Source organism: Lacinutrix neustonica, from assembly GCF_026625145.1.
GTDB classification, from domain to species: domain Bacteria; phylum Bacteroidota; class Bacteroidia; order Flavobacteriales; family Flavobacteriaceae; genus Lacinutrix; species Lacinutrix neustonica.
In genome coordinates, this window is record NZ_CP113088.1 from 2,357,773 (window position 1) to 2,377,862 (window position 20,090).

21 protein-coding genes and 2 pseudogenes are annotated in these 20,090 nt (G+C 30.7%); 22 read left to right on the plus strand and 1 reads right to left on the minus strand.

What is annotated here, in order from left to right:
- The first annotated feature begins 76 nt into the window (after positions 1 to 76).
- The 12 genes and pseudogenes from N7U66_RS12885 to N7U66_RS22605 all read left to right on the plus strand — a co-directional run bounded on the left by N7U66_RS12885 (position 77) and on the right by N7U66_RS22605 (position 7,581).
- Positions 77 to 487: a UDP-N-acetylglucosamine 2-epimerase gene (locus tag N7U66_RS12885; protein ID WP_267675629.1), complete on the plus strand. Its 411-nt coding sequence runs from the start codon at positions 77 to 79 to the stop codon at positions 485 to 487.
- Positions 480 to 1,201, plus strand: a pseudogene (gene wecB / locus N7U66_RS12890) (non-hydrolyzing UDP-N-acetylglucosamine 2-epimerase). The gene N7U66_RS12885 and the pseudogene wecB overlap by 8 nt, the downstream one beginning before the upstream one ends.
- A gap of 2 nt (positions 1,202 to 1,203) precedes the next feature.
- A pseudogene (gene wecC, locus N7U66_RS12895) lies at positions 1,204 to 2,409 on the plus strand (UDP-N-acetyl-D-mannosamine dehydrogenase).
- An 11-nt stretch (positions 2,410 to 2,420) separates the two neighbouring features.
- Positions 2,421 to 2,960, plus strand: a complete 540-nt coding sequence (locus N7U66_RS12900; RefSeq protein WP_267675632.1) for a hypothetical protein — start codon at positions 2,421 to 2,423, stop codon at positions 2,958 to 2,960.
- Positions 2,944 to 3,513 carry a hypothetical protein gene (locus N7U66_RS12905; RefSeq protein ID WP_267675633.1) on the plus strand — a complete coding sequence of 190 codons (570 nt, stop codon included), beginning with the start codon at positions 2,944 to 2,946 and terminating at the stop codon, positions 3,511 to 3,513. Before N7U66_RS12900 ends, N7U66_RS12905 begins: the two co-directional genes overlap by 17 nt.
- Before the next feature lie 2 nt (positions 3,514 to 3,515).
- On the plus strand, positions 3,516 to 3,695 hold the full coding sequence (locus N7U66_RS12910; protein WP_267675634.1) for a hypothetical protein: 180 nt from the start codon (positions 3,516 to 3,518) through the stop codon (positions 3,693 to 3,695).
- Positions 3,696 to 3,716: 21 nt separating this feature from the next.
- Positions 3,717 to 4,625 (plus strand): zinc-dependent alcohol dehydrogenase, encoded by a 909-nt coding sequence (locus N7U66_RS12915; protein WP_267675635.1) that lies wholly within the window; start codon positions 3,717 to 3,719, stop codon positions 4,623 to 4,625.
- Complete coding sequence (locus N7U66_RS12920) at positions 4,615 to 5,637, plus strand: Gfo/Idh/MocA family protein (protein ID WP_267675636.1); 1,023 nt, start codon at positions 4,615 to 4,617, stop codon at positions 5,635 to 5,637. Before N7U66_RS12915 ends, N7U66_RS12920 begins: the two co-directional genes overlap by 11 nt.
- An 11-nt stretch (positions 5,638 to 5,648) precedes the next feature.
- Complete coding sequence (locus tag N7U66_RS12925; RefSeq protein WP_267675637.1) at positions 5,649 to 6,113, plus strand: hypothetical protein; 465 nt, start codon at positions 5,649 to 5,651, stop codon at positions 6,111 to 6,113.
- Between the two features lie 21 nt (positions 6,114 to 6,134).
- Complete coding sequence (locus tag N7U66_RS12930; protein ID WP_267678528.1) at positions 6,135 to 6,638, plus strand: heparinase II/III family protein; 504 nt, start codon at positions 6,135 to 6,137, stop codon at positions 6,636 to 6,638.
- A gap of 119 nt (positions 6,639 to 6,757) precedes the next feature.
- Positions 6,758 to 7,243 (plus strand): heparinase II/III domain-containing protein, encoded by a 486-nt coding sequence (locus tag N7U66_RS12935; RefSeq protein WP_267675638.1) that lies wholly within the window; start codon positions 6,758 to 6,760, stop codon positions 7,241 to 7,243.
- A gap of 8 nt (positions 7,244 to 7,251) precedes the next feature.
- Positions 7,252 to 7,581, plus strand: a complete 330-nt coding sequence (locus tag N7U66_RS22605; protein WP_390886575.1) for a hypothetical protein — start codon at positions 7,252 to 7,254, stop codon at positions 7,579 to 7,581.
- A gap of 1,013 nt (positions 7,582 to 8,594) precedes the next feature.
- Here N7U66_RS22605 and N7U66_RS12940 read toward each other — a convergent pair.
- The gene (locus N7U66_RS12940) at positions 8,595 to 8,759 is read right to left on the minus strand and encodes a hypothetical protein (protein WP_267675639.1); all 165 of its coding nucleotides are present in this window, start codon (positions 8,757 to 8,759) and stop codon (positions 8,595 to 8,597) included.
- A gap of 145 nt (positions 8,760 to 8,904) precedes the next feature.
- Here N7U66_RS12940 and N7U66_RS12945 point away from each other — a divergent pair, with 145 nt between their 5' ends.
- The 10 genes from N7U66_RS12945 to N7U66_RS12990 all read left to right on the plus strand — a co-directional run bounded on the left by N7U66_RS12945 (position 8,905) and on the right by N7U66_RS12990 (position 20,088).
- The gene (locus N7U66_RS12945) at positions 8,905 to 9,639 is read left to right on the plus strand and encodes a hypothetical protein (RefSeq protein ID WP_267675640.1); all 735 of its coding nucleotides are present in this window, start codon (positions 8,905 to 8,907) and stop codon (positions 9,637 to 9,639) included.
- A gap of 715 nt (positions 9,640 to 10,354) precedes the next feature.
- Positions 10,355 to 10,954, plus strand: coding sequence for an O-antigen ligase family protein (locus N7U66_RS12950; RefSeq protein ID WP_267678529.1), 600 nt, complete (start codon positions 10,355 to 10,357; stop codon positions 10,952 to 10,954).
- 1,337 nt (positions 10,955 to 12,291) lie between these two features.
- Positions 12,292 to 13,500, plus strand: coding sequence for a hypothetical protein (locus tag N7U66_RS12955; RefSeq protein ID WP_267675641.1), 1,209 nt, complete (start codon positions 12,292 to 12,294; stop codon positions 13,498 to 13,500).
- A gap of 116 nt (positions 13,501 to 13,616) precedes the next feature.
- Positions 13,617 to 14,342, plus strand: coding sequence for a glycosyltransferase family protein (locus N7U66_RS12960; RefSeq protein WP_267675643.1), 726 nt, complete (start codon positions 13,617 to 13,619; stop codon positions 14,340 to 14,342).
- Positions 14,297 to 14,731, plus strand: a complete 435-nt coding sequence (locus N7U66_RS12965; protein WP_267678530.1) for a glycosyltransferase family 4 protein — start codon at positions 14,297 to 14,299, stop codon at positions 14,729 to 14,731. Before N7U66_RS12960 ends, N7U66_RS12965 begins: the two co-directional genes overlap by 46 nt.
- 27 nt (positions 14,732 to 14,758) lie before the next feature.
- Positions 14,759 to 15,790, plus strand: a complete 1,032-nt coding sequence (locus tag N7U66_RS12970; RefSeq protein WP_267675645.1) for a glycoside hydrolase family protein — start codon at positions 14,759 to 14,761, stop codon at positions 15,788 to 15,790.
- Positions 15,783 to 16,301 carry a hypothetical protein gene (locus tag N7U66_RS12975; protein ID WP_267675647.1) on the plus strand — a complete coding sequence of 173 codons (519 nt, stop codon included), beginning with the start codon at positions 15,783 to 15,785 and terminating at the stop codon, positions 16,299 to 16,301. The genes N7U66_RS12970 and N7U66_RS12975 overlap by 8 nt, the downstream gene beginning before the upstream one ends.
- Positions 16,302 to 16,304: 3 nt before the next feature.
- A complete protein-coding gene (locus N7U66_RS12980; RefSeq protein ID WP_267675649.1) occupies positions 16,305 to 17,108 on the plus strand; it encodes a formyltransferase family protein in 804 nt (267 codons plus the stop codon).
- Between the two features lie 167 nt (positions 17,109 to 17,275).
- Entirely contained in the window at positions 17,276 to 18,964 is a 1,689-nt protein-coding gene (locus tag N7U66_RS12985; RefSeq protein WP_267675651.1) for a heparinase II/III domain-containing protein, read from the plus strand.
- A gap of 41 nt (positions 18,965 to 19,005) precedes the next feature.
- Complete coding sequence (locus N7U66_RS12990) at positions 19,006 to 20,088, plus strand: glycosyltransferase family 4 protein (RefSeq protein ID WP_267675653.1); 1,083 nt, start codon at positions 19,006 to 19,008, stop codon at positions 20,086 to 20,088.
- Positions 20,089 to 20,090 lie beyond the last annotated feature (2 nt).

The window sequence follows — 20,090 nt, forward strand, 5'->3', positions numbered from 1 at the left end:
GAATGTCCATTTAAAATACTACTTTTGCAACCGAAAAAAGGCACGATGTTAATAGAATGCTTAGCCTCAACAATAAATGAAAAAAAACCTTATTATATTCGGTACTAGACCGGAAGCTATAAAAATGGCACCATTGGTTAAGGAGTTTCTTAAAAACAAAAATGAATTTGAAACTAGAGTGTGTATAACAGCTCAGCATAGAGAAATGTTAGATCAAGTTTTGTCATTTTTTGAAATTAAACCAGATTACGATTTGGATTTAATGAAGCCAAATCAAAACCTCTATACCCTTACTGCAGATATTATAACAAATTTAAAACCAATTTTAGAAGAATTTAAGCCGAGACTATGTATATGTTCATGGGGATACCACTACGACAATGGCGGCAAGTATTGCTTCTTTTTATTCGGAGCAAAAGTGTGTCATGTTGAGGCGGGTTTAAGGACATTTAATAAAAGATCCCCATTTCCGAGAGGAAGTGAATAGAAGTATTGCTGGTAGTATATCCGATTACCATTTTGCTCCAACAGCAACTTCAAAACAGAATCTAATTAGGGAAAACATTTCAGAAGAAAACATCCTTGTTACTGGGAATACGGTTATTGATGCATTAGATTTTAGCTCAGGAAAAGTAACGGCATCACTATACTCAGATAACGAGGTTGAACGCCTAAAGCATATTGTTGATGATTCAAAAAAAATAATACTCGTTACTGGTCATAGACGTGAAAACCATGGCCAAGGTTTTATTAATATTTGTAGTGCTTTAAAGGAGATAGCGGAAAAAAATAAGAATGTTCAAATCATTTATCCAGTACATTTAAATCCAAATGTTCAAAAGCCCGTATACGAACTTTTAGCTGGTATTGAAAACGTAAAACTTATCAGTCCATTATCATATCCAGCGTTTGTATGGTTAATGAATAAATCACATCTTATTATTACTGATAGTGGTGGCGTGCAAGAAGAAGCGCCTAGTTTAGGGAAGCCTGTTTTGGTTATGCGTGACACGACAGAAAGACCGAAGCCGTTGATGCGGGAACGGTTTTTTTGGTAGGAACAGACAAAGATAAAATAGTAAAAGAAACAAATAATTTACTGAATAATGAATCGGCCTATTTAAAAATGAGCAAATTACATAACCCTTATGGAGATGGTACCGCTTGTCAGAAAATAGTAAGCTTCATTTCTAACTTATAAATATGAGTAATAAACCAAACGTTGTAATGGTTGGCTTAGGCTACATTGGTTTGCCTACAGCCGCATTAATAGCGAGTAGAAACATTAAAGTCACAGGGGTTGATATCCATCAACACGTAGTAGACACTATTAATAAGGGAGAGATTCACATTATTGAACCTGATTTAGATGGTTTAGTGCACCATGTGGTAAAAGACAAATTTTTAACGGCCAGTACCACTCCTGTTGAAGCCGATGTATATTTAATTGCGGTTCCTACACCTTTTAAAGGTGATCATGAACGAGATATTTCTTATGTCGAATCTGCTACGCGTGCTATTTTACCCACGCTTAAAGAAGGTGTTTTAGTTATTATAGAGTCTACCAGCCCGGTAGGTACCACTGAAAAAATGGAAGCGGTTATTTTTTCTGAAAGACCGTAACTTAAAGGAAAAATATATATGGCCTACTGTCCAGAGCGTGTGTTGCCTGGAAATGTTATTTATGAGTTAGAGCATAACGACAGGGCTATTGGGGGAATTAATGAAGCATCAACAGAAAAAGCAGTTTGGTTTTACAAGCATTTTGTAAAAGGAGAATTACATAAAACCAATGCTAAAACTGCTGAAATGTGCAAATTGGTTGAAAACTCTTCAAGAGATACTCAAATTGCCTTTGCTAATGAGCTTTCTATGATTTGTGATGAAGCGGGAATTAATGTATGGGAGCTTATTCGGTTAGCAAACAAACACCCCAGGGTCAATATTTTACAACCAGGAACAGGCGTTGGAGGGCATTGTATTGCTGTGGATCCCTGGTTCATAGTTAGTGAGTTTCCTGAGCAAGCAAAAATTATTCGTATTGCAAGAGAAATTAATAACTATAAGACAGAATGGGTTATTGAAAAAATTAAAAACACAGCTTTGCAATTTGAATTAGATAATAGCAAGAAACCTAAAATTGCAGCCATGGGCTTAGCCTTTAAGCCAAATATAGACGATTTAAGAGAGTCTCCGGCATTACACGTGGTGACAGCTCTTAAAAATTCCAATTTAAGTATTTTACCAGTTGAACCAAATATAGAGTCGCATAAAACTTTAGAAATATATACTATAGATCAAGCAGTAAATGACGCAGATATTATTGTGTACTTAGTCGCTCATGATCAATTTAAAGCGCTGAATTCTAATGCATTAGTTTTAGATTTTTGTAATGTCACAAATCAATAAATCAAGAAAATATGAAAAACGTTGTATTACTAGTACTATTTATAGTTGCTGTTTCATGTAAAGGTGAGGCAAAAAAAGAAACGATGAATAAGGAGACTTCTCCAAAAGTTGAAGAACAAACAACTGTAGTTTATCCAAAATTAGAAGGTGTACCACTACAACTTAACTACATTTTTGAAAACGGTTTTGAATTTGCAGAAGATATCAAAGTAAATTACATCGCTTTACAAGCTAAAGGCGACAATAACTATCAATTAATTTATGGAATAGATGCATCATCAGACCTTGAACGCATAGAAAGTTTAAAAGTCTCAGCAAATTTTTACGCTGAAAACCCAAAATTATTTACAGACGATTTATATAAGGAGCGAGAAGTTCGTCAAGTGCCTTCTGTAGCTAAAATTAGCATTCTTGATAATGAAGCTGTGATTTCTCAAGAGTTTACAATGGTTCCTAAAGAACACAAATTGATTAAATTTTATTTCTACTCTGACCAAGGTGTAGAAAACGATAAAATGTTAACCTTAAAAAATATTGACTTACCAAAATAGGTATATATTAAATGATTTTTTCTACCCCACTCTTCTTACTGTTTTTTACAGTAGTATTTATTATATATTGGTTTGTTTTGATAAAAAAGTAAAATCAATTAAGCCACATTTGTTATTTTATGGCGGAACAGGAACGGTTTGGTTTGATGATATAAAAGCGTTTCCAATTATTGATGGGGTAAAGCATGAAAATATTATACCAAATCCAAGTGCAGAAGAACAATTAAAAGAACGTTTAAATGTATCTTACAACTATAATAGAGAGCATTGGAGTAAAATAAAAGAACAGAAGTACTTATTATTAACACCGTTTTGGCATACAGATAAAAAATCGGCATACCCACAGAAAGATCAATATGCAGATTTAGTTTCCCAAGTTAAATCCTACTGTAAAGAAAACAATGTGAAATGCATAGATGCTTCATATATACTGAATAAAGAGAACTTTGGGGTTTATACTAACGGAAGCGTTAGGGGCAAAATAGATGTTTTACATTTTGATGCACAAGCACACGAAGTTTTAGAAAAATTTATAATAGAAAATTTAAATTAAAGATGTTACAAGCCATTATAAAAAAAGGAAAAGTAGTAGCAGAAGAAGTTTCAGCACCAATTTTATCTGCTGGAGAAGTACTCATTAGTGTCTCTCACAGTTGTATCTCTGCAGGCACAGAACTAAAGAGTGTTGGAAATAGTGGAGAAAATCTTTTAATGCGTGCCATAAAACAGCCGTAAAACCTTAAAAAGGTTATCGCCATGGCAAAGGCGCAAGGCATTTCTAGAGCGTTCTCTAAAGTGCAGCAAAAAGTAAAGTATGGGACGCCAACAGGCTACTCCAATTCAGGAATTGTAATTGCTGTAGGAGAAGGGGTCTCTAATTTTCAAGTTGGCGATAAAGTAGCTGCCGCTGGAGCAGGTATTGCAAATCATGCAGAGTTTGTGGTCGTACCTCAAAATTTAGTCATGCAAGTACCTGAAGGTTTAGATTTAAAACTAGCCTCAACGGTAACCTTAGGCGGTATCGCTTTACAAGGTGTAAGACGTGCAGATTTAAGATTAGGAGAATATGCAGTAGTTATTGGCGCGGGGATCTTAGGTTTATTAACGGTTCAATATTTAAAAAATTCCGGTATTCGCACTATTGTAACAGACATTAATGACGACAGATTAAAGATTGCAGAAGAACTTGGTGCAGAGTTAATTATCAATCCCACAAAAGGTGATGTAGTAAAAACCATAACTAGCTTTACTGGTGGTTTTGGAGCCGATGCCGTTATTTTTACAGCAGCGACGGGAAGTAACGAGCCACTATCTGAAGCCTTCAAAGCCTGTAAGAAAAAAGGTAGAGTCATTTTAGTTGGTGTTTCCGGAATGGAAATTAAACGAGAGGACATCTACCAAAAAGAATTAGATTTCTTAGTGTCCACTTCTTATGGCCCTGGCCGTTATGATAGAAGTTATGAAGAGGATGGGAACGACTATCCGTATGGCTATGTGCGTTGGACAGAAAACCGAAACATGACCGAGTATCTCAAGATGCTTCATGAAGGAAAGGTTAATTTAGAACCTTTAATAAGTAAAGTATACCCTATTGAAAAAGTAGAAGAAGCCTATGCTTCTCTGCAAAGCCCAGTAAAAACCTGTTATTGTAATATTGTCTTATGACACTACTACTGAAGTCCCAACCAATAATAAAGTTACAGTAAACACAAATTATGCAAAACCAAATTCAGCTTTAAACGTTGCGCTTGTTGGTGCAGGAAGTTTTGCAACGGCCATGCATTTGCCTAACATGCAAAAAATGAAAGACAAGTACGCCTTGTATGCGGTGGTAAATAGAACGGGGCATAAAAGCAAAACAGTCGCGACGCATTTTGATGCTAAATACACCACTTCAGATATTAATGATGTGTTGATAGATGATAACGTAGATTTGGTGTTTATAACGACGCAGCATAAAGATCATGCGGCTTTAGTGTTACAATCGTTACAGGCAGGGAAACATGTGTTTGTAGAAAAACCTCTAGCAACAACGCAAGAAGAATTAGATAAAATAATTGCTTTCTATAATGATGATAGCATTGTAAATAAACCACAATTGTTAACGGGCTTTAACAGACGTTTTAGTAAATACGCTCAAGAAATTAAAACACACACAGAGCAACGTACTAACCCGCTTTATATAAGTTACAGAATTAATGCAGGTTTTAGGCCTTCTACTGATGCTTTGCACGAACATGGTGGACGCGTTGTGGGGGAAGTATGTCACTTTATAGATTTAATTTCTTATCTAACAGATTCTAGTATTGTTTCTGTTAGCGTTGAAAAACTATCTCCTAAAAACGGTCATATTAGAGCAGACGATAATGTATCGGTCTTATTAAAATATAAAGACGGCTCGGTTGGAAACTTACAGTATTTTGCTGTTGGAAATAAGGGCTATCAAAAAGAGAATTTAGAAGTACATTATGATGAAAAAACTATCATCATGGACGACTTTATAAAACTTACGGGTTATGGCGTAAAAGTAAAGGACATCAACTCTAAAACTCCGGAAAAAGGACAATACGAAGAGTTAATTCATTTTTATAATGCAATTGCAAAAAACCAATGGGCTATTGGTTTTGATAGTATGGTGGAGACTACTCAAGCAACGTTCTTGATTCAGGATAATTAATATTCAAAAGGATGAATATTCAAACGATTTTATCTAAACCCATTCCAGTCGTTTGGTATCGATTTAAGCAATTACTAAAGCTTCATTATTACTTTAGAACGCAGTTTTGGTCTCAGGTTGAAAAACAAATTGCGAATAAAGTTTCCAAAGCAGATACTTTTAAGGCTAAGAGCCAACTGTTTCATGATGATTTTAAAGGCTATAACGAATCAACTTCAACTGGAAGCAGAACTACATTAGAAAAGGCTAGTCGTATCTTAGAGGGTACGATTTCCATTTTTGAAGCAGATTATGAATTTGATTTTCCCCTGCAATGGAATATAGATTGGAGAGCTAATGAAACCTGGGATAATAAGTACTTTAAAGGCTATAGTTTTTATCAAGCAAATAAAGAAAAAGAATATGACGTTAAGTTTCCTTGGGAATTATCAAGGCTTAGTTTCTTAATTACTGTTTCCGAGAGGATACTCTATTAATGAGGAGGACAAGTATTTAGAATTTATTTACAATACTTTAAGCAATTGGAAAAACCGAATCCAATGGCATATTCTGTCAATTGGTACCCCATGGAAGTTGCTGTTAGAACTATTAATCTCATTCAATCACGGGAATTGTTGTTAGTTTCTGCAAAAGGAAATAAAACCATCAATTTATTAAATGAAATCCTATTACTCCATGGTGTTTTTTTATGGCGAAACCTCGAATATACAGATGTTCGTGCAAACCATTATGCTGCCAATTTAACAGCACTCCTTTTATTAGGACAAGTATTTAAATCCTTTTACAAAGAAGCCAAACAATGGTATGATTTTGCAATTAAGAAAACCGAAAAAGAGTTTCATTTACAATTTTTTAAAGATGGTGTTAATTTCGAAAAATCAATACCTTATCACAGATTTGTAGTGGAGTTGTTTTTTATTTCGTTTTTAGTAATGAAACGTAGTGGAATAAAATTGAGCCCGAAACACTTACTGTTTTCAAAAACGCAAATGTTTTTATAAAAGCTGTAACGAAACCCAACTTACAAACACCAATTATTGGAGATAATGATAGTGCTTCGGTATTTCAGAATGACATTGTATCGCTTAACAATCATTCAAACATGTTACAGTTGGCTAGTTTGTTTTTAGAAGATGAAAGTTTGAATATTACGGATAAAGTTTATCATTCTTCAATGGAGTGCTTTGGAATAAACGCAATTAATCCATCACAAAAACAAGACTCATTTGAGCTAAATTACTTTGAAAAAGGCGGCTTTATTTCAGCGAAATCAAATACGAACTATTTTATCGCAGATTATGGAGAGGTAGGTATGCATGGTAAAGGAGGTCATGGGCATAACGATTTATTTAGTTTTGAATTGATGCTAGATAAACAAGACATCATTGTAGATGCTGGGTGTTATACTTATACTGGAAATTTAGAGCTTAAAGGCGAAATGAAATCCTCTTTTTATCATAATAGTTTAGTAGTAGACAACCAAGAAATCGCTCCTCAAATAGGAGCTTGGGGAATTAGTAATATTGCAGAACCAAATAATGTTAGTTTTAAAGATACTGACCATTCTATATCAATTTCTGGGAACATAAAGGTTACCAAAGATTAAAAGACCCAGTGACGCACAAGCGTACTTTTAATATTAAAAAAGATTTCAGCGAGATATGTTGCGAAGATGAGGTGTATTGTAACTCAAAGCATCAAATTGTAAGAAGCCTACACTTTATTGATAATGCGGAAATTAAATTAAAGGATAATAAAGCTATAATAACGGTAAGTAATAGGAAGTACCATATAGTTTTTGAAAATTTTGCACGATTAAAAGTTGGGTCATATTTTTTAAGTAGAAATTATGGGCATAAAATCGAAGCAAAAAAACTATTAGCTTTTTGTGACATAGAGAAAAACACTGTTTTGAATTTTAAAATCCAATCAGTACATTATTAAACCATCACTTTTTGCTCTATATTGATGGTTGCGGTTTCTTTTAGTAATGAATGATTAAACGGGTACACAGGAAGGCTCTTAAGAAATCAAAAACGCCTAAGGAAGTAAAGCATATATTTATTGTATGAATACTTTAAAGACAGGTTATCAATAAGTAAAGACTACAATGTTGACGATAAAACCTTATTATTAATAACACTGGTGGATTTACACCTATGTATTTTGATAAAATTTAACTTTTTAAACATATTAACACAGGTTATATTGTTTTCTTGAAGTTCTCTCTGAATTAGGAACACACTATCCCCTATATTATTGTCAGGGTATGTCAAGTGTCAAGTCAGCTGATGAGGACCCGTTACAAAGCTCACTTGTGCTATTCACTAGGAATAGAACTAAAAAACAACTCAATCCCATCTACAAATGGAGTAATTTTGGATAACGATTATATAAAACATGAACTGTTGAGTTTTTTCTGTTAAATAATTAGTAATTTCACCCAAAATATGAAAACCATAATTAATTTCTAAGTCTATTAATTGTGGTTTTTCTTTACAATACATTTACATTGCAAGCTAAAAATTTACAGTTAATAGATGAATAAACTAAGTCGTGATTTATTTTTTAGCACAGCCTTTTCTGTAGTGAATGTGCTTTTCAATATGTGGCTAATTAAGGAAGCAGAATTTATGCTCTCGGCAATTGCGTTAGGTGTTTTCTTATTGATACGTAGGGTTGCTGCAACGTTTTCTAATTTAAGTCAGTTAGGAACTTCTCAAGCTATAATTCGTTTTGTTAGTTTAAGTAGAAATGATATAGATAAAAAGAGAGTATATTTTTTTATATCATTTTCTCGGTTGGTTTATGAGTGTTCTTATTTTAATTGTTCTCTATTTCTTAATCGGTCAATATTTAGGAGATATAGCTTATGACGGGAATGTTAATAGCAAAAAATATATGCTATTAACATTATGGTATATTGCTATACTACATTTGAGTTATTTAGTGCAGCCCTATTTTTTAACCAAACGAAACGTTATTATATATAATGTTATTAACACATTAAATGCGAGTGTAATACTCATTTTTTCTTTTTTTTCTTTTTCTAAAAACCCCAGTTTAGAATTCATTTTGAATTCTGCTTTTTTTGTAATGTCTGCATTGCAAATTGTACTCATGTTATATATTATAGTTAAGCTTAAACTATACAATGTACCATCAAAAAAGAAGATCAAAACAGAATTAAAATCTTTTTATACGTATAGCATCCCTCGATCAGCAATAACGTTTTCAGATATGTTTCTATTGACTATAGGGTCTCTTTTGGTTTCTAAAGACGAAAAAATAATTGCTTCTTTTTTAATCGCTTTAGTAATTTCGAGAATGGTATTAGTGGTATTACAACCAGTATCAAAATTATCTTCGGTAATTATTGGTAATGATAATGCTATAGAGAAACAAAAACAAGCGATTAATTTAATGACAGGGGCGATTATTTATATCACACTATTGTTTGTAATATTATTAGCTACATGGTTAGACGTTTTGTTAAATTTTTGGTTAACAAATCCGGAGACAATTAAAAATGTTTTATATGCTTTTGGCTTTATTGTTTTCGGTCTTATACCCTATGCTTTTTTTCAAGGCTTAAAAGGAATAATAGAGATTAAATTTTTTAAACCCTACAATTTGTATTCGCTTATTATAGCTTTAATAATACATATAGTATTGTACTTCATCCTTAAAAATTTCTATTCTACATTAGCGGCGCTTTCTATATCATTAGCATTAGCGTTTATCTCTTTGGGAATAAATACAGCCATATGGTGTAGAAAAGATTTTTTTGGAAATAAATATTTTAGATTTGAAGTATTAATATTTTTAGGAGTTATATTGTTTATAGCAAACTATTTTGCTAATAAATATTTTAATAATATACTTGGTTTTATAATATTTACCTTAATATCTACATTTTTATATGTTAGTATAATATTTATAGTAAAACCATCTTTTATCAAAGAAGCTATTAATGTTTTATTAAAAAGAAAGACACTTTAGGGATAAAAACACATTTTTAATTATCATCTAAACCGAATCTAAATTTCCGTAATTAGAATTAGTCTTCGAAGAATATATTATGGTAAATAATACTAAATTTAAAATAAATTTTAAAAGTTCAGAACTTGTTTTTTTACTTTTGTTGGGAGTGTTTTCTACACTTCCTTTAGAAAAAGTAAATCCTAAATTTGTATTCTGCCTGTTTGTTGTTCAATTTATTTTAATAATAAAGAAGCGAAATTTTAAATTTAAAACCACTCCTTTTTTTTGGATGCTTATGGCACTTTATGCCATTAATTTTATAGGCTTACTTTATACAGAAGATCTAAACAAAGGGCTCATGATAATTACTAGGCAAGTAAGCCTTTTTTTATTCCCACTATTTTACATAAGTTACAACTTAAAGAATATTAAGTTGTTATTCAAGGTGTATTGTTGCGCTATTTTTATACTTCTAATAACTCTTGAAATCTACACGCTATATCGATTTTTCTATCAAAGTGATATTTTTCCATTGGATTTAGAATTGTTCCTATCGTTTAGATATACTGGTGCGGAACTAACAAAATTAATAGGTGTTCACAACGCATATTTAGGGATGTATATCATACTTTCTAACGTATTAATTATTTCATTTTTAAAAGAAATTAAAAAGAGTAGTTTATTCATTTTATTATTATTAATAATTTCCTTTCAATCGTTATTTATTATGCAAATGGTTGCAAAAACGGCGATAATAATTAACATATTAATAATAATTCCATCATTATTTTATTTGTTGATCACTAAAAAAAAAATAAAAACTTTGCTTTTTTTATTAATCCTATTAGCGGGTGTTTTTTATTTTACAACGACCAAATTTAAGCTACCGCTAAACAGGATTTCAGATCGTATTGAAGAGTTAAGTAATACTACAAACAGTAATAGAGAAACAAGGGTTGTACTATGGAAATCTGCAATGCCATTATTAAAAGAAAATATTGTTTTTGGGGTTGGAACTGGTGATGGGAATAAAGTTTTAATTGAAAATTATAAAAACAATGGACTAAAAACAAATACGAATATACATAACCAGTATTTGGATTACTTATTACGTGTTGGACTGTTTGGGTTGTTGGTTTTTATAGCTGTTATTGGATATGCAGTTTACCTATCAGTTAAACTAAATAATTATGTATATTTTTGCTTTCTAATACTTGTTTTAGGCAGCTGTTTTACTGAAAACATATTAAGTAGACAATGGGGAATTATATTCTTTGCGAGTTTCAATTATTTACTTTACCTAAACGCGAGAAATACTTATAAATGGGAATAACCTATATACTTATATTTGTTTTATTATTACATGTTTATCTGTTTAGAAAACTCATTTTTAAATGGAATGTTTTTAGTGTTTTTTTTATAGCCACACTTATTTTTTCTATAATAGGAATTCTTTTATTTCCTTTTATCAAACCATTTGTTTATCAAGAATTTTGGACTTTTAAAGTTAGTTTAATTACAGATGCCCAAATTATTAAAACGCAATGTATTAGTGTTGGAGGTGTTTTAATGGTTTTATATTCTTACTCATTAGTTTTAATGTTTGTGCACGGTAAAATAATAACAATTAATCATTTAAAAATTAACGTACCTATTGTAGATAACCTAAGCAAATCTAACTATTACTTTATCCTTTTTTGCATAGCTATTTTTCTGTTTGTTTATATTATATTGAAAAGAGACACACTTATTTTTGGTCTTTTTGATGGTCTAATAGGAAGAGATTCAAACGCATTATTGTCCTCTAGAAAAAGTATTACTTCCAATTATTTATATGTAATAATAACATATAATTTACTGCCTTTTTTAACAATTATTTCACTCTATGTGACTATTAACAGTAAAAGTTCATTAAATAAGTTTATATTCTTGTTGTTATTATTTACTTCAATAATCTTAATTTTATTATTATTTCAAAAAAGACCATTAATCCTATTTTTGCTTTGTTTTGCATTAGCTGGGTATGTTTTTAAAAAACATTCCAATTTCAAAAAAGTTAAAAAAATTAGAAGTAGAAAATACGTAATAAGGCGTTTTATCTTTATTGGATTAAGTTTGTTCTTTTTATTAATGTTATTATACTATTCTCGGAACTAATTATAAGTTTGAAAATCTTTTTCAAGCAATAAAAAAACTTACAGAAGTATCTTTAGTCCGAATTTTTGGAAGATTATCACTTCCTTCCTTTTTCTATGTAAATTATTTTCCAAAAGTCGAGGACCATTATGGTATTAAAAACATAGGGACTTTAGGGAAAATTTTCAGATACGACGTATTTCTAGATGGTCGCGTTCTATTTAATTATTATTCATCAAGAAAACAAGGTGGATCTTTAGCCATATCATCTATAATGGATTTTTACGGTGCATTTGGGTATTATGGTTTGTTTTTTGGGACATTATTTCTAGGTGGTTTTTTTGCCCTATTAGATAGCTTTTTAGAGAAACTGGAGAGAAATGTAGTCAACATAGTATTTATAATATTTTGCTTTGTGTTCGCATATTATCTATCTCAAGCAAGCCTACCTAGATCATTTTTAGGTTATGGTTTTTTCTTCTTTATAATAATGTGGGTGTTTTTACAAAAAAATTTTAAAATTAAATTTCGGCTATGAATTTAATAAAGAAAAATATAGATGCTATAATATTTTTTTCTTTGATGGCCTTCTTGGTGGGCGATTTTTTGTCAAATCTTAAATATGAAAACTTTCGTTTTAGCAATACACCATTCTTTTATAGATATGCAGGTCTCATAAAATTATTGTTTGAAGTTTTCATGATTAGTTTAATATCCATTAACATGAAAAATTACTCTAGAACATTTTGGGTTTTAATCATAGTTTCTTTAACATTTTTTATTAGCCAACTCTATTTAAGTAGTGTAATTGATTATGATATCAAGAGACATTTTTTAAGCGGGAATATATATTTTTATAACTGCTATATTTACCTGCTAATTTTTGTCATTTTTATCGAGAATGTTGATGTAAAAAAAGAAACTTTTCAAAAAGCATATAAATATTTTGAGTATTTTTTATATATCAATGCTATCGCCATTGCTTTAGGTTTTTTATTTAAAATAGAAATATTTAGATCTTATGAGTACACCCCAAGATTTGGTTTTTCCGGCTTATTTTCGAAACCTGGAGAAGCTAGTTACATGTACGCTATTGCAATCATTGTTAGTTATTATCATTGGATATCGCATAGAAGTAAGTTTTTATTCTTTAAACTTTTACTGTTTATAACATGTTCTTTATGTTTAGGTCAAAAAAAAGTATATTTATTTCTTCTCTTATTAGGAGTGGTTTTTTTAATACATAATAATAGATATAAAAAGTTTTTCAGGCTATTTCTCCCCTTCACAGTATTGATATTTATTTTATTCAAAGAAAATATTGTAACAGCAATTTTGAAATTTTCGCCTTTTTGGGAGAGTATATATCATCAAAGCGGTTTAATATCTACTATAACATCTTATAGAAATGAACTATTAGAATTAGCTGCACTTCATATTGACAAAAACTGGACATTCATTAATTATATTGTAGGGGGACTTGATTTTAATACATTTAAAGTAGAATTCGAATTCATAGACTTATACCTGTTTTTAGGTATTTCAGGGGTGTTATATTATTTACACATAACAAGTATGCTATTAAACAAAAACGATTTTTTAATGAGAAATTTAATAGTAATCGTATTTGTTACTAGTTTTTTTTCTCGGGGGTTACTATTAAACGTTACCTCTGTTATTTTTCTCTATATTGCTGTAAAGTTTATAATGCCTCCTGTTATCAATTCAAGTGTTCATAATTGAGTATAATTCTTGGGTTTGTATCAAATTAAAACTAATTTCGCATAAAATTTTGACCTTCGCATAAAAAGCCACCTTGTAACTATCATATTCTATTATAAAGGATATTAAAATTTTTAATGAAAAAGATAAAATTAGCAATAGTATATCAAGTAATTTTCCATTACAGAATTCCGTTCTATAAGGAGATTGAGAGAGATAAAGACTTTAATTCTATTATACTACATGGAAGTGGTATTAAAGGAACAAAAATCAGAAATGCAAATAATGATCTTAAGAGTGTCTTAGAAATTAAATCTTTAAAAATGCCTTTCAAACAGCAGGGAGAAAAAAGGTATTTTTCTTTTTTTCCGTTCTTATTTTTCTCTTTAATAAAACAAAACCCTGAAGTAATATTAATTGAATCGACCTCTGTACCTAACTGTTTATCCGCTTTGTTTTACGCTAAGTTATTTAGGAGGAAGATCATTTATTGGACCTTAGGAAGTGTTAAAAACAAAGCACTTTCTTACCCCGTAAGAAAAATAGATAAGCTCATTAATTATATTGAAAAACAAACGGACGCAATATTTGCATACAGCTCATTTACAAAAAGATATTTTACATCAAGAAACATCAATCCGGAGAAAATATTTGTCGGCGTAAACGTTTTAGACACTAGAGAGATCCTTAAATTAAAAAAGGAATTTACCAATTCTCAAAACTTTAGAATATTATTTGTAGGAACAATTATACCAGAAAAAAAGTTAGAATTGCTATTAGATGTTTTTTTGAAATTAGAAAAAAAACATAAAAACACATATTTAGACATTGTAGGCTCGGAGCACAATATTATGAAGATTTAAAAACAAAATATGAAAACACATCTGATAATTTAATTTTTCATGGAAGACAAACAGAGGGTCTAAGTAGCTTTTATTTCAAATCAAATTTATTTGTCCTTCCAGGGCTTGGAGGTTTGGCAATTTCAGAATCTATGGCTTATGGATTACCCGTAATAGCATCTACAGCAGATGGAACGGAAAAAGATTTAATTGTAAATAACATTACAGGTATTCTTATTGAAGAGATGACTTCAGAAACCCTATTTACACAAATTGAAACTCTTTATAACAATAGAGATCTTTTAAAAAAAATGGGAGAAAACGCTAAAAAAGCAATTGAATCTTCATATAGTTTTGAGAACTACTATAAAAATTTTAAAGAGAGTGTGAAATATGCCTGCAAAAAATAAATAAAGCGCAAAAGCTATTAAATAAAAATGAAACTTAAGAGAATACATAAAATAAAAAATGCAGAGATCACACATTACTTTTGTAATGACGATATTATTACTAGTAAATTTAACAAAATATATGTAAAATATAAAGATTACAACTGTATTGTAAAACTCCCAACTGATTTAATAGGTACTGTATTTGGGTTATTTCGAATTACGAGGCGCGCATTAAGGCTAGATAAATGTAATGTATTTGTTACTGGAAATTTTTTAATCATTATTAGAAAACATAAGGTTTACAGTTATAATCTAGAGACTAAAGAATTAAAAGAAACTTTACAATTAAAGAATTGTAGAAATGTTCTTCATCAATCTATTGGAGAAACCAATACAGGAGAGCTCTTTTTTGGTGAATACGGAAACAATGGAGAACGTAAGCCAGTCAATGTGTACAAAAGTATAGATAAAGGGCTTTCTTGGCAAGTGGTCTACACTTTTAAATCAGGAGAAATTAAGCATGTTCATGGTTGTTACTATGACAAATATGAAAACAAAATCTGGACACTTACTGGAGATTTCAAGAAAGAAAATATAATAATGAAATCTAATTTAGATTTTACAGAGAATGAGAAAATTGGAGATGGAAGTCAAAAATATAGAGCCGTAAATGTGTTTTTTACATTAGAAAATGTCCATTGGATAATGGACTCTCCATTAGAGAAAAGTTATCATTACACATTACATAGAAAAACAAATAAAATTACAAGAAAATCTCTTTTCCCGGGTCCAGTTTGGTATTTAAAAAAACTAGAAGACGGCTATTATATTGCAGCAACATCTGTAGAAATTGGAGAAGGGGTTCTCTCTAAAGAAGCACAATTATTTGTAAGTAAAGACTTGGAAAATTGGGAAAGTGTATACAAGTTTCCAAAAGACATTTTTCCAATGCGATACTTTAAATGGGGAGTTATAGGTTTTGCAGATGGAAAACAGAGCAGTAAAAGTTTTGCTATTCATTTTGAAGCCTTAAAAAAAGTAGATGGTAAATCCTATATCTGTTCACTAAATGAGTAATAATATATTTTCAAACACGCTCGATCATCAAGAGAATTTAAGACTAAACTTAGGAAATTTAACGGTATTTAACCAGGATATATTTCAATTAGTTAATGGTACTACAGTATCAATTAAAATACAGAATAAAAGTACTTATAAAGAATTAAATGGGTATACTACTTTTAAAATTATTAGACTTGATGACATTCAATGTTTAAGAAGTAATATTATTAAATTAGACAGTAGACAAAAAAAGTGGTGCAATAAAATTCTTAGATTCTTAGAATACCGTTTTAGTAGCTTAAAACAAAGGTTTAAAATAAACTATGCAAATCCTAAAGAACGCACGTTATTTATTCAAAACCTAATATCTCTACTGCTAGAGTATGCTTATGTTTCAAAGGATGCAAGATTTTTAAGCTTAGCAGTAAAATTACAGAGAGTAAAAGAATTTAGAAATACAAAAAACCATTCGGTTCAAAGCTCATATAATATTTTATTATCTAAATATTTAATCGATAATTTTTAAAAAATGAGAGATAGAAAAAGAATAGCTGTATTTTCTCCAAATCCAAAGAGTTTATATACAACATCAGTTTGCGAACTATTACTCCGCAATGACATTATTATAGAAGATGTGTTTGTCAAAAAGTTTACTATTTCAAGATTTCAAAAAGAATTTTCAAGAGATGGCTTTAGATTGATAAAAAAAATTTGGAATAAGTTGATTTTGCAAGAAAAAGCATATAATGGTTTTACACATGTAGAAAATATAATTTCTTTTAGAGAAAAAGAGAAAATAAAACTCAACAACGTAAAAGAGTTAAAAAAGAAAGGAATAGGTGTTCATTTTGTAAACGATTTGAATGATATAAGTGTTGAAAAAATATTAAGAGCTAAAAAAGTAGATGCAGTTGTGTTTACTGGAGGCGGTTTAATAAGAGAGAATATTATTAAAAACGCTGGAGCTGGGGTTTTTAACTGCCATATGGGAAAACTACCGGAATACAGAGGGATGGACGTTGTAGAGTGGCCGTTATTTAAGAAAGATTTTAATAATTTAGGCTTTACCGTTCATTTTATGGACAAAGGAGTAGATACTGGAGATATTTTAGAAGTTGTTAGTGTAGAGATACATAAAGAAGATGATAGTATAAAAACACTTCGAGCAAGATTTGAACCATTAATGACTAAGAATTACGTAAAAACCATAACCGCTTTTTTAAATGGAGAAATAGAACCTAAGAAACAATTATTAGATGATGGAAAGCAATATTATATTATTGATGAATATATGAAAGAAATTGCAGACCAAAACCTAAAATCTTACAGATAAGACTAAGCGATGATTCAAAAAATAAAATTAGTTTTCAACCTTTTGAAAAACATGGGGTTGCGATATGTTTTATATAGAACTTATTTCGCGATTTCAACAAAATTAGGATGGCAAAAAAAAGACTTTCCTACCAGTCCTAAATTTAAAAAATTCGTCACTTTAGAAGAATGGCGGAACAATTTACCGCCCTTTTTTTCTTTGGAAAAAACATAAACAATCTTCCTCGAGAAAAAGACGAAAAATTAAAAAAGACTTTTGAAGATATTGAAAATGGACGCTTTACTTTTTTTAGTAAACAGAAATTCGACTTAGGGAAAAATTATGATTGGATGACTAATCCCGTTACCAATCACAAATACAACAGCTCACAGCATTGGAGCGAAATTCAAGACATTTCCATTGAAGCTGGAGATATAAAATTTGTATGGGAGAAAGCTCGCTTTTCATTTTTGTATGACATCATTCGTTACGATTATCATTTTGAAGAGGACCAATCGCAATTAGTTTTCAGTGAAATGGAAGACTTTATTGACAAAAACCCAATAAATCAAGGGCCAAATTATAAATGTAGCCAAGAAATAAGCTTACGGGTATTAAACTGGACATTTGCATTATATTACTATAAAGATTCAGCCTTTTTAAATGATGCTTTGTTTCAGAAAATAATAAACGCAATTTATTGGCAATTACATCACGTATATAACAACATTCATTTTTCAAGAATAGCAGTAAGAAATAATCATGCCATTACCGAAACACTTACTTTGTATCTATCAGCGAAACTATTCCCGTTTATTTCGGAAACTAAAAAATGGAGTAGTAAAGGAAAAGCATGGTTTGAGCAAGAGATAGCTTACCAAATATATGACGACGGGACGTTCCTTCAGTTTTCTATGAATTATCATCGTGTCGTTGTGCAATTACTTACCTGGGCATTGCAACTTTCAAAATTAAATAATGAGAAGTTTAAACCTGTAGTATACCAAAGAGCATCAAAATCTCTAGAGTTTTTAGAGGTGTGCTTAGATCCTGTTTCCGGTAAGTTACCAAACTATGGCTCCAATGATGGGGCATTATTTTTTAAGCTTACAAACGATGATTTCAGAAACTATAAATCAGAATTAAATGATTTAAGATTAGCTTTAAAAAATGAAGCTTATGCTAAAAACGAAAGTGCCTTTTGGTATGGTTTAAAACATGAAAATATAGTGGACTATATTGCTCCAAAAGAAATAAATAGTTTCGATACCGGTGGTTACTACATAATACAAGATCAAGATGTAAAAACATTTATTAGATGTGGTAAGTATAAAGACAGACCATTTCAAAGTGATAATTTACATATGGACATATGGAGTAATGGCAATAATATTTTAAGAGATTCCGGTTCTTACAAATACAATACTGAAAAGGAATTTTTAAATTATTTCAATGGGTGCGAAGGACATAATACAGTAAGTGTTTCACGGGAAAATCAAATGTTAAAAGGCAATCGCTTTATCTGGTATAATTGGATAAAAGAAGCACAGGCCAAATTAGTTAAAAACGACACGACGTATAACTTCACAGGAAGAATAAAAGCTTTCAAAAATATAGGAAATAATATTTACCATAACCGAAGTATTGACAAAAACATAGGTGAAAATAAGTGGCAAGTTATAGATGTTCTAGAAAATGTTGAAAACAAAAAGATATACCAATACTGGCAGATCAATCCGGAGTTTCAAGACCGTATTAAAATAGTGACTTGTGATGCCGCCCATCAGAAATTAGAGCCTATAATAGAAGAAAAATGGTTTTCTCGGTTATTATGGTGTAAAAGAAAAGTCAATAAGGCTTACTTTTGTAACCGATAAAAGTGGTTTTAAAACGACCATTACAATAGATAGTTAGGTATATGCGTATTCTTTTAATTCATCATGCATTTTTAGAAAAAAATGACGGTGGTGGTTCTCGTTTTAATGAAATGACTCAAGTGTGGGCAAACCAAGGGCACGAAGTAAGTGTTTTGGCGGGTATGGTGCATTACGCGACAGGGAAAAAAAACACGCGCTACAAAGGGAAATATTTTCACACAGATAAACAATTTTACAAAGGGGTAGATGTTTACAGGTGTCATGTCTCTGAAAGCTATAATGTTAGTTTCTTAGGAAGGCTTTGGGCTTATTTTTCTTTCGTATTCTCGAGTATTTACGCTGGTTTATTTAAACTGCATGGTAAGTTTGATGTAATTTTAGTGACTTCTCCACCCTTATTTGTAGGTATTACCGCCTATGTTTTATCATTCTTAAAAAGAACACCTTTTGTTTTTGAAATTAGAGATTTATGGCCCGAATCGGCAATAGATACTGGCGTTTTGCAAAATAAAGCCATTATTAAGTTTGCCTATTGGTTTGAAGGGTTTGTCTATAAAAGAGCAAAACTCATCAATGTACTTACACCAGCATTTAGAGATACTCTAATTAAAAAGAAAAATGTTCCTAAAGACAAAATTTTATTTATTCCAAATGCAGCCGACTTTACTCCGGCAGAAAGCGTACAAAAAGAATTTGATGCTATTAAATTTAAAACCGAACTAAATTTACATGACAAATTTGTTATCACGTATGTTGGCGCTCATGGTGTTGCCAACCACTTAATTCAGTTAGTCGATACAGCCGAAAAATTAACAGACACTAATGTTGTTTTTCAATTAATTGGCTCCGGGATGGAAAAGGAAATGCTTCAGAAGGAAGCCTTAAAAAGAAAATTAAACAATATAGTATTTAGGGACCCAGTTTCAAAAGCGGAGGTGTTTAAATATATTCTTGCTTCAGATATGGGAGCATCTGTATTAAAAAGAGTGGATACTTTTAAAACCATATATTCGAATAAGACTTTCGATTATATGTCTTGTAAGAAGCCCATATTATTAGCGATCGAAGGCGTCTCAAAACAATTGATAGAAGATGCGAAATGTGGCATTTTTGTAGAACCGTGAAA

Excerpts from the sequence above, each read along its gene's own strand:
- N7U66_RS12950 (WP_267678529.1), top strand. The coding sequence starts at position 10,355 with ATGGTTGCAAAAACGGCGATAATAATTAACATATTAATAATAATTCCA.
- N7U66_RS12980 (WP_267675649.1), top strand. The coding sequence starts at position 16,305 with ATGAGAGATAGAAAAAGAATAGCTGTATTTTCTCCAAATCCAAAGAGT.
- N7U66_RS12975 (WP_267675647.1), top strand. The coding sequence starts at position 15,783 with ATGAGTAATAATATATTTTCAAACACGCTCGATCATCAAGAGAATTTA.
- N7U66_RS12985 (WP_267675651.1), top strand. The coding sequence starts at position 17,276 with ATGGCGGAACAATTTACCGCCCTTTTTTTCTTTGGAAAAAACATAAAC.
- N7U66_RS12910 (WP_267675634.1), top strand. The coding sequence starts at position 3,516 with ATGTTACAAGCCATTATAAAAAAAGGAAAAGTAGTAGCAGAAGAAGTT.
- N7U66_RS12955 (WP_267675641.1), top strand. The coding sequence starts at position 12,292 with ATGAATTTAATAAAGAAAAATATAGATGCTATAATATTTTTTTCTTTG.
- N7U66_RS12885 (WP_267675629.1), top strand. The coding sequence starts at position 77 with ATGAAAAAAAACCTTATTATATTCGGTACTAGACCGGAAGCTATAAAA.
- N7U66_RS12990 (WP_267675653.1), top strand. The coding sequence starts at position 19,006 with ATGCGTATTCTTTTAATTCATCATGCATTTTTAGAAAAAAATGACGGT.
- N7U66_RS12970 (WP_267675645.1), top strand. The coding sequence starts at position 14,759 with ATGAAACTTAAGAGAATACATAAAATAAAAAATGCAGAGATCACACAT.
- N7U66_RS12940 (WP_267675639.1), bottom strand. The coding sequence starts at position 8,759 with ATGAGTACAATTTGCAATGCAGACATTACAAAAAAAGCAGAATTCAAA.
- N7U66_RS12960 (WP_267675643.1), top strand. The coding sequence starts at position 13,617 with ATGAAAAAGATAAAATTAGCAATAGTATATCAAGTAATTTTCCATTAC.
- N7U66_RS12900 (WP_267675632.1), top strand. The coding sequence starts at position 2,421 with ATGAAAAACGTTGTATTACTAGTACTATTTATAGTTGCTGTTTCATGT.
- N7U66_RS12915 (WP_267675635.1), top strand. The coding sequence starts at position 3,717 with ATGGCAAAGGCGCAAGGCATTTCTAGAGCGTTCTCTAAAGTGCAGCAA.
- N7U66_RS12925 (WP_267675637.1), top strand. The coding sequence starts at position 5,649 with ATGAATATTCAAACGATTTTATCTAAACCCATTCCAGTCGTTTGGTAT.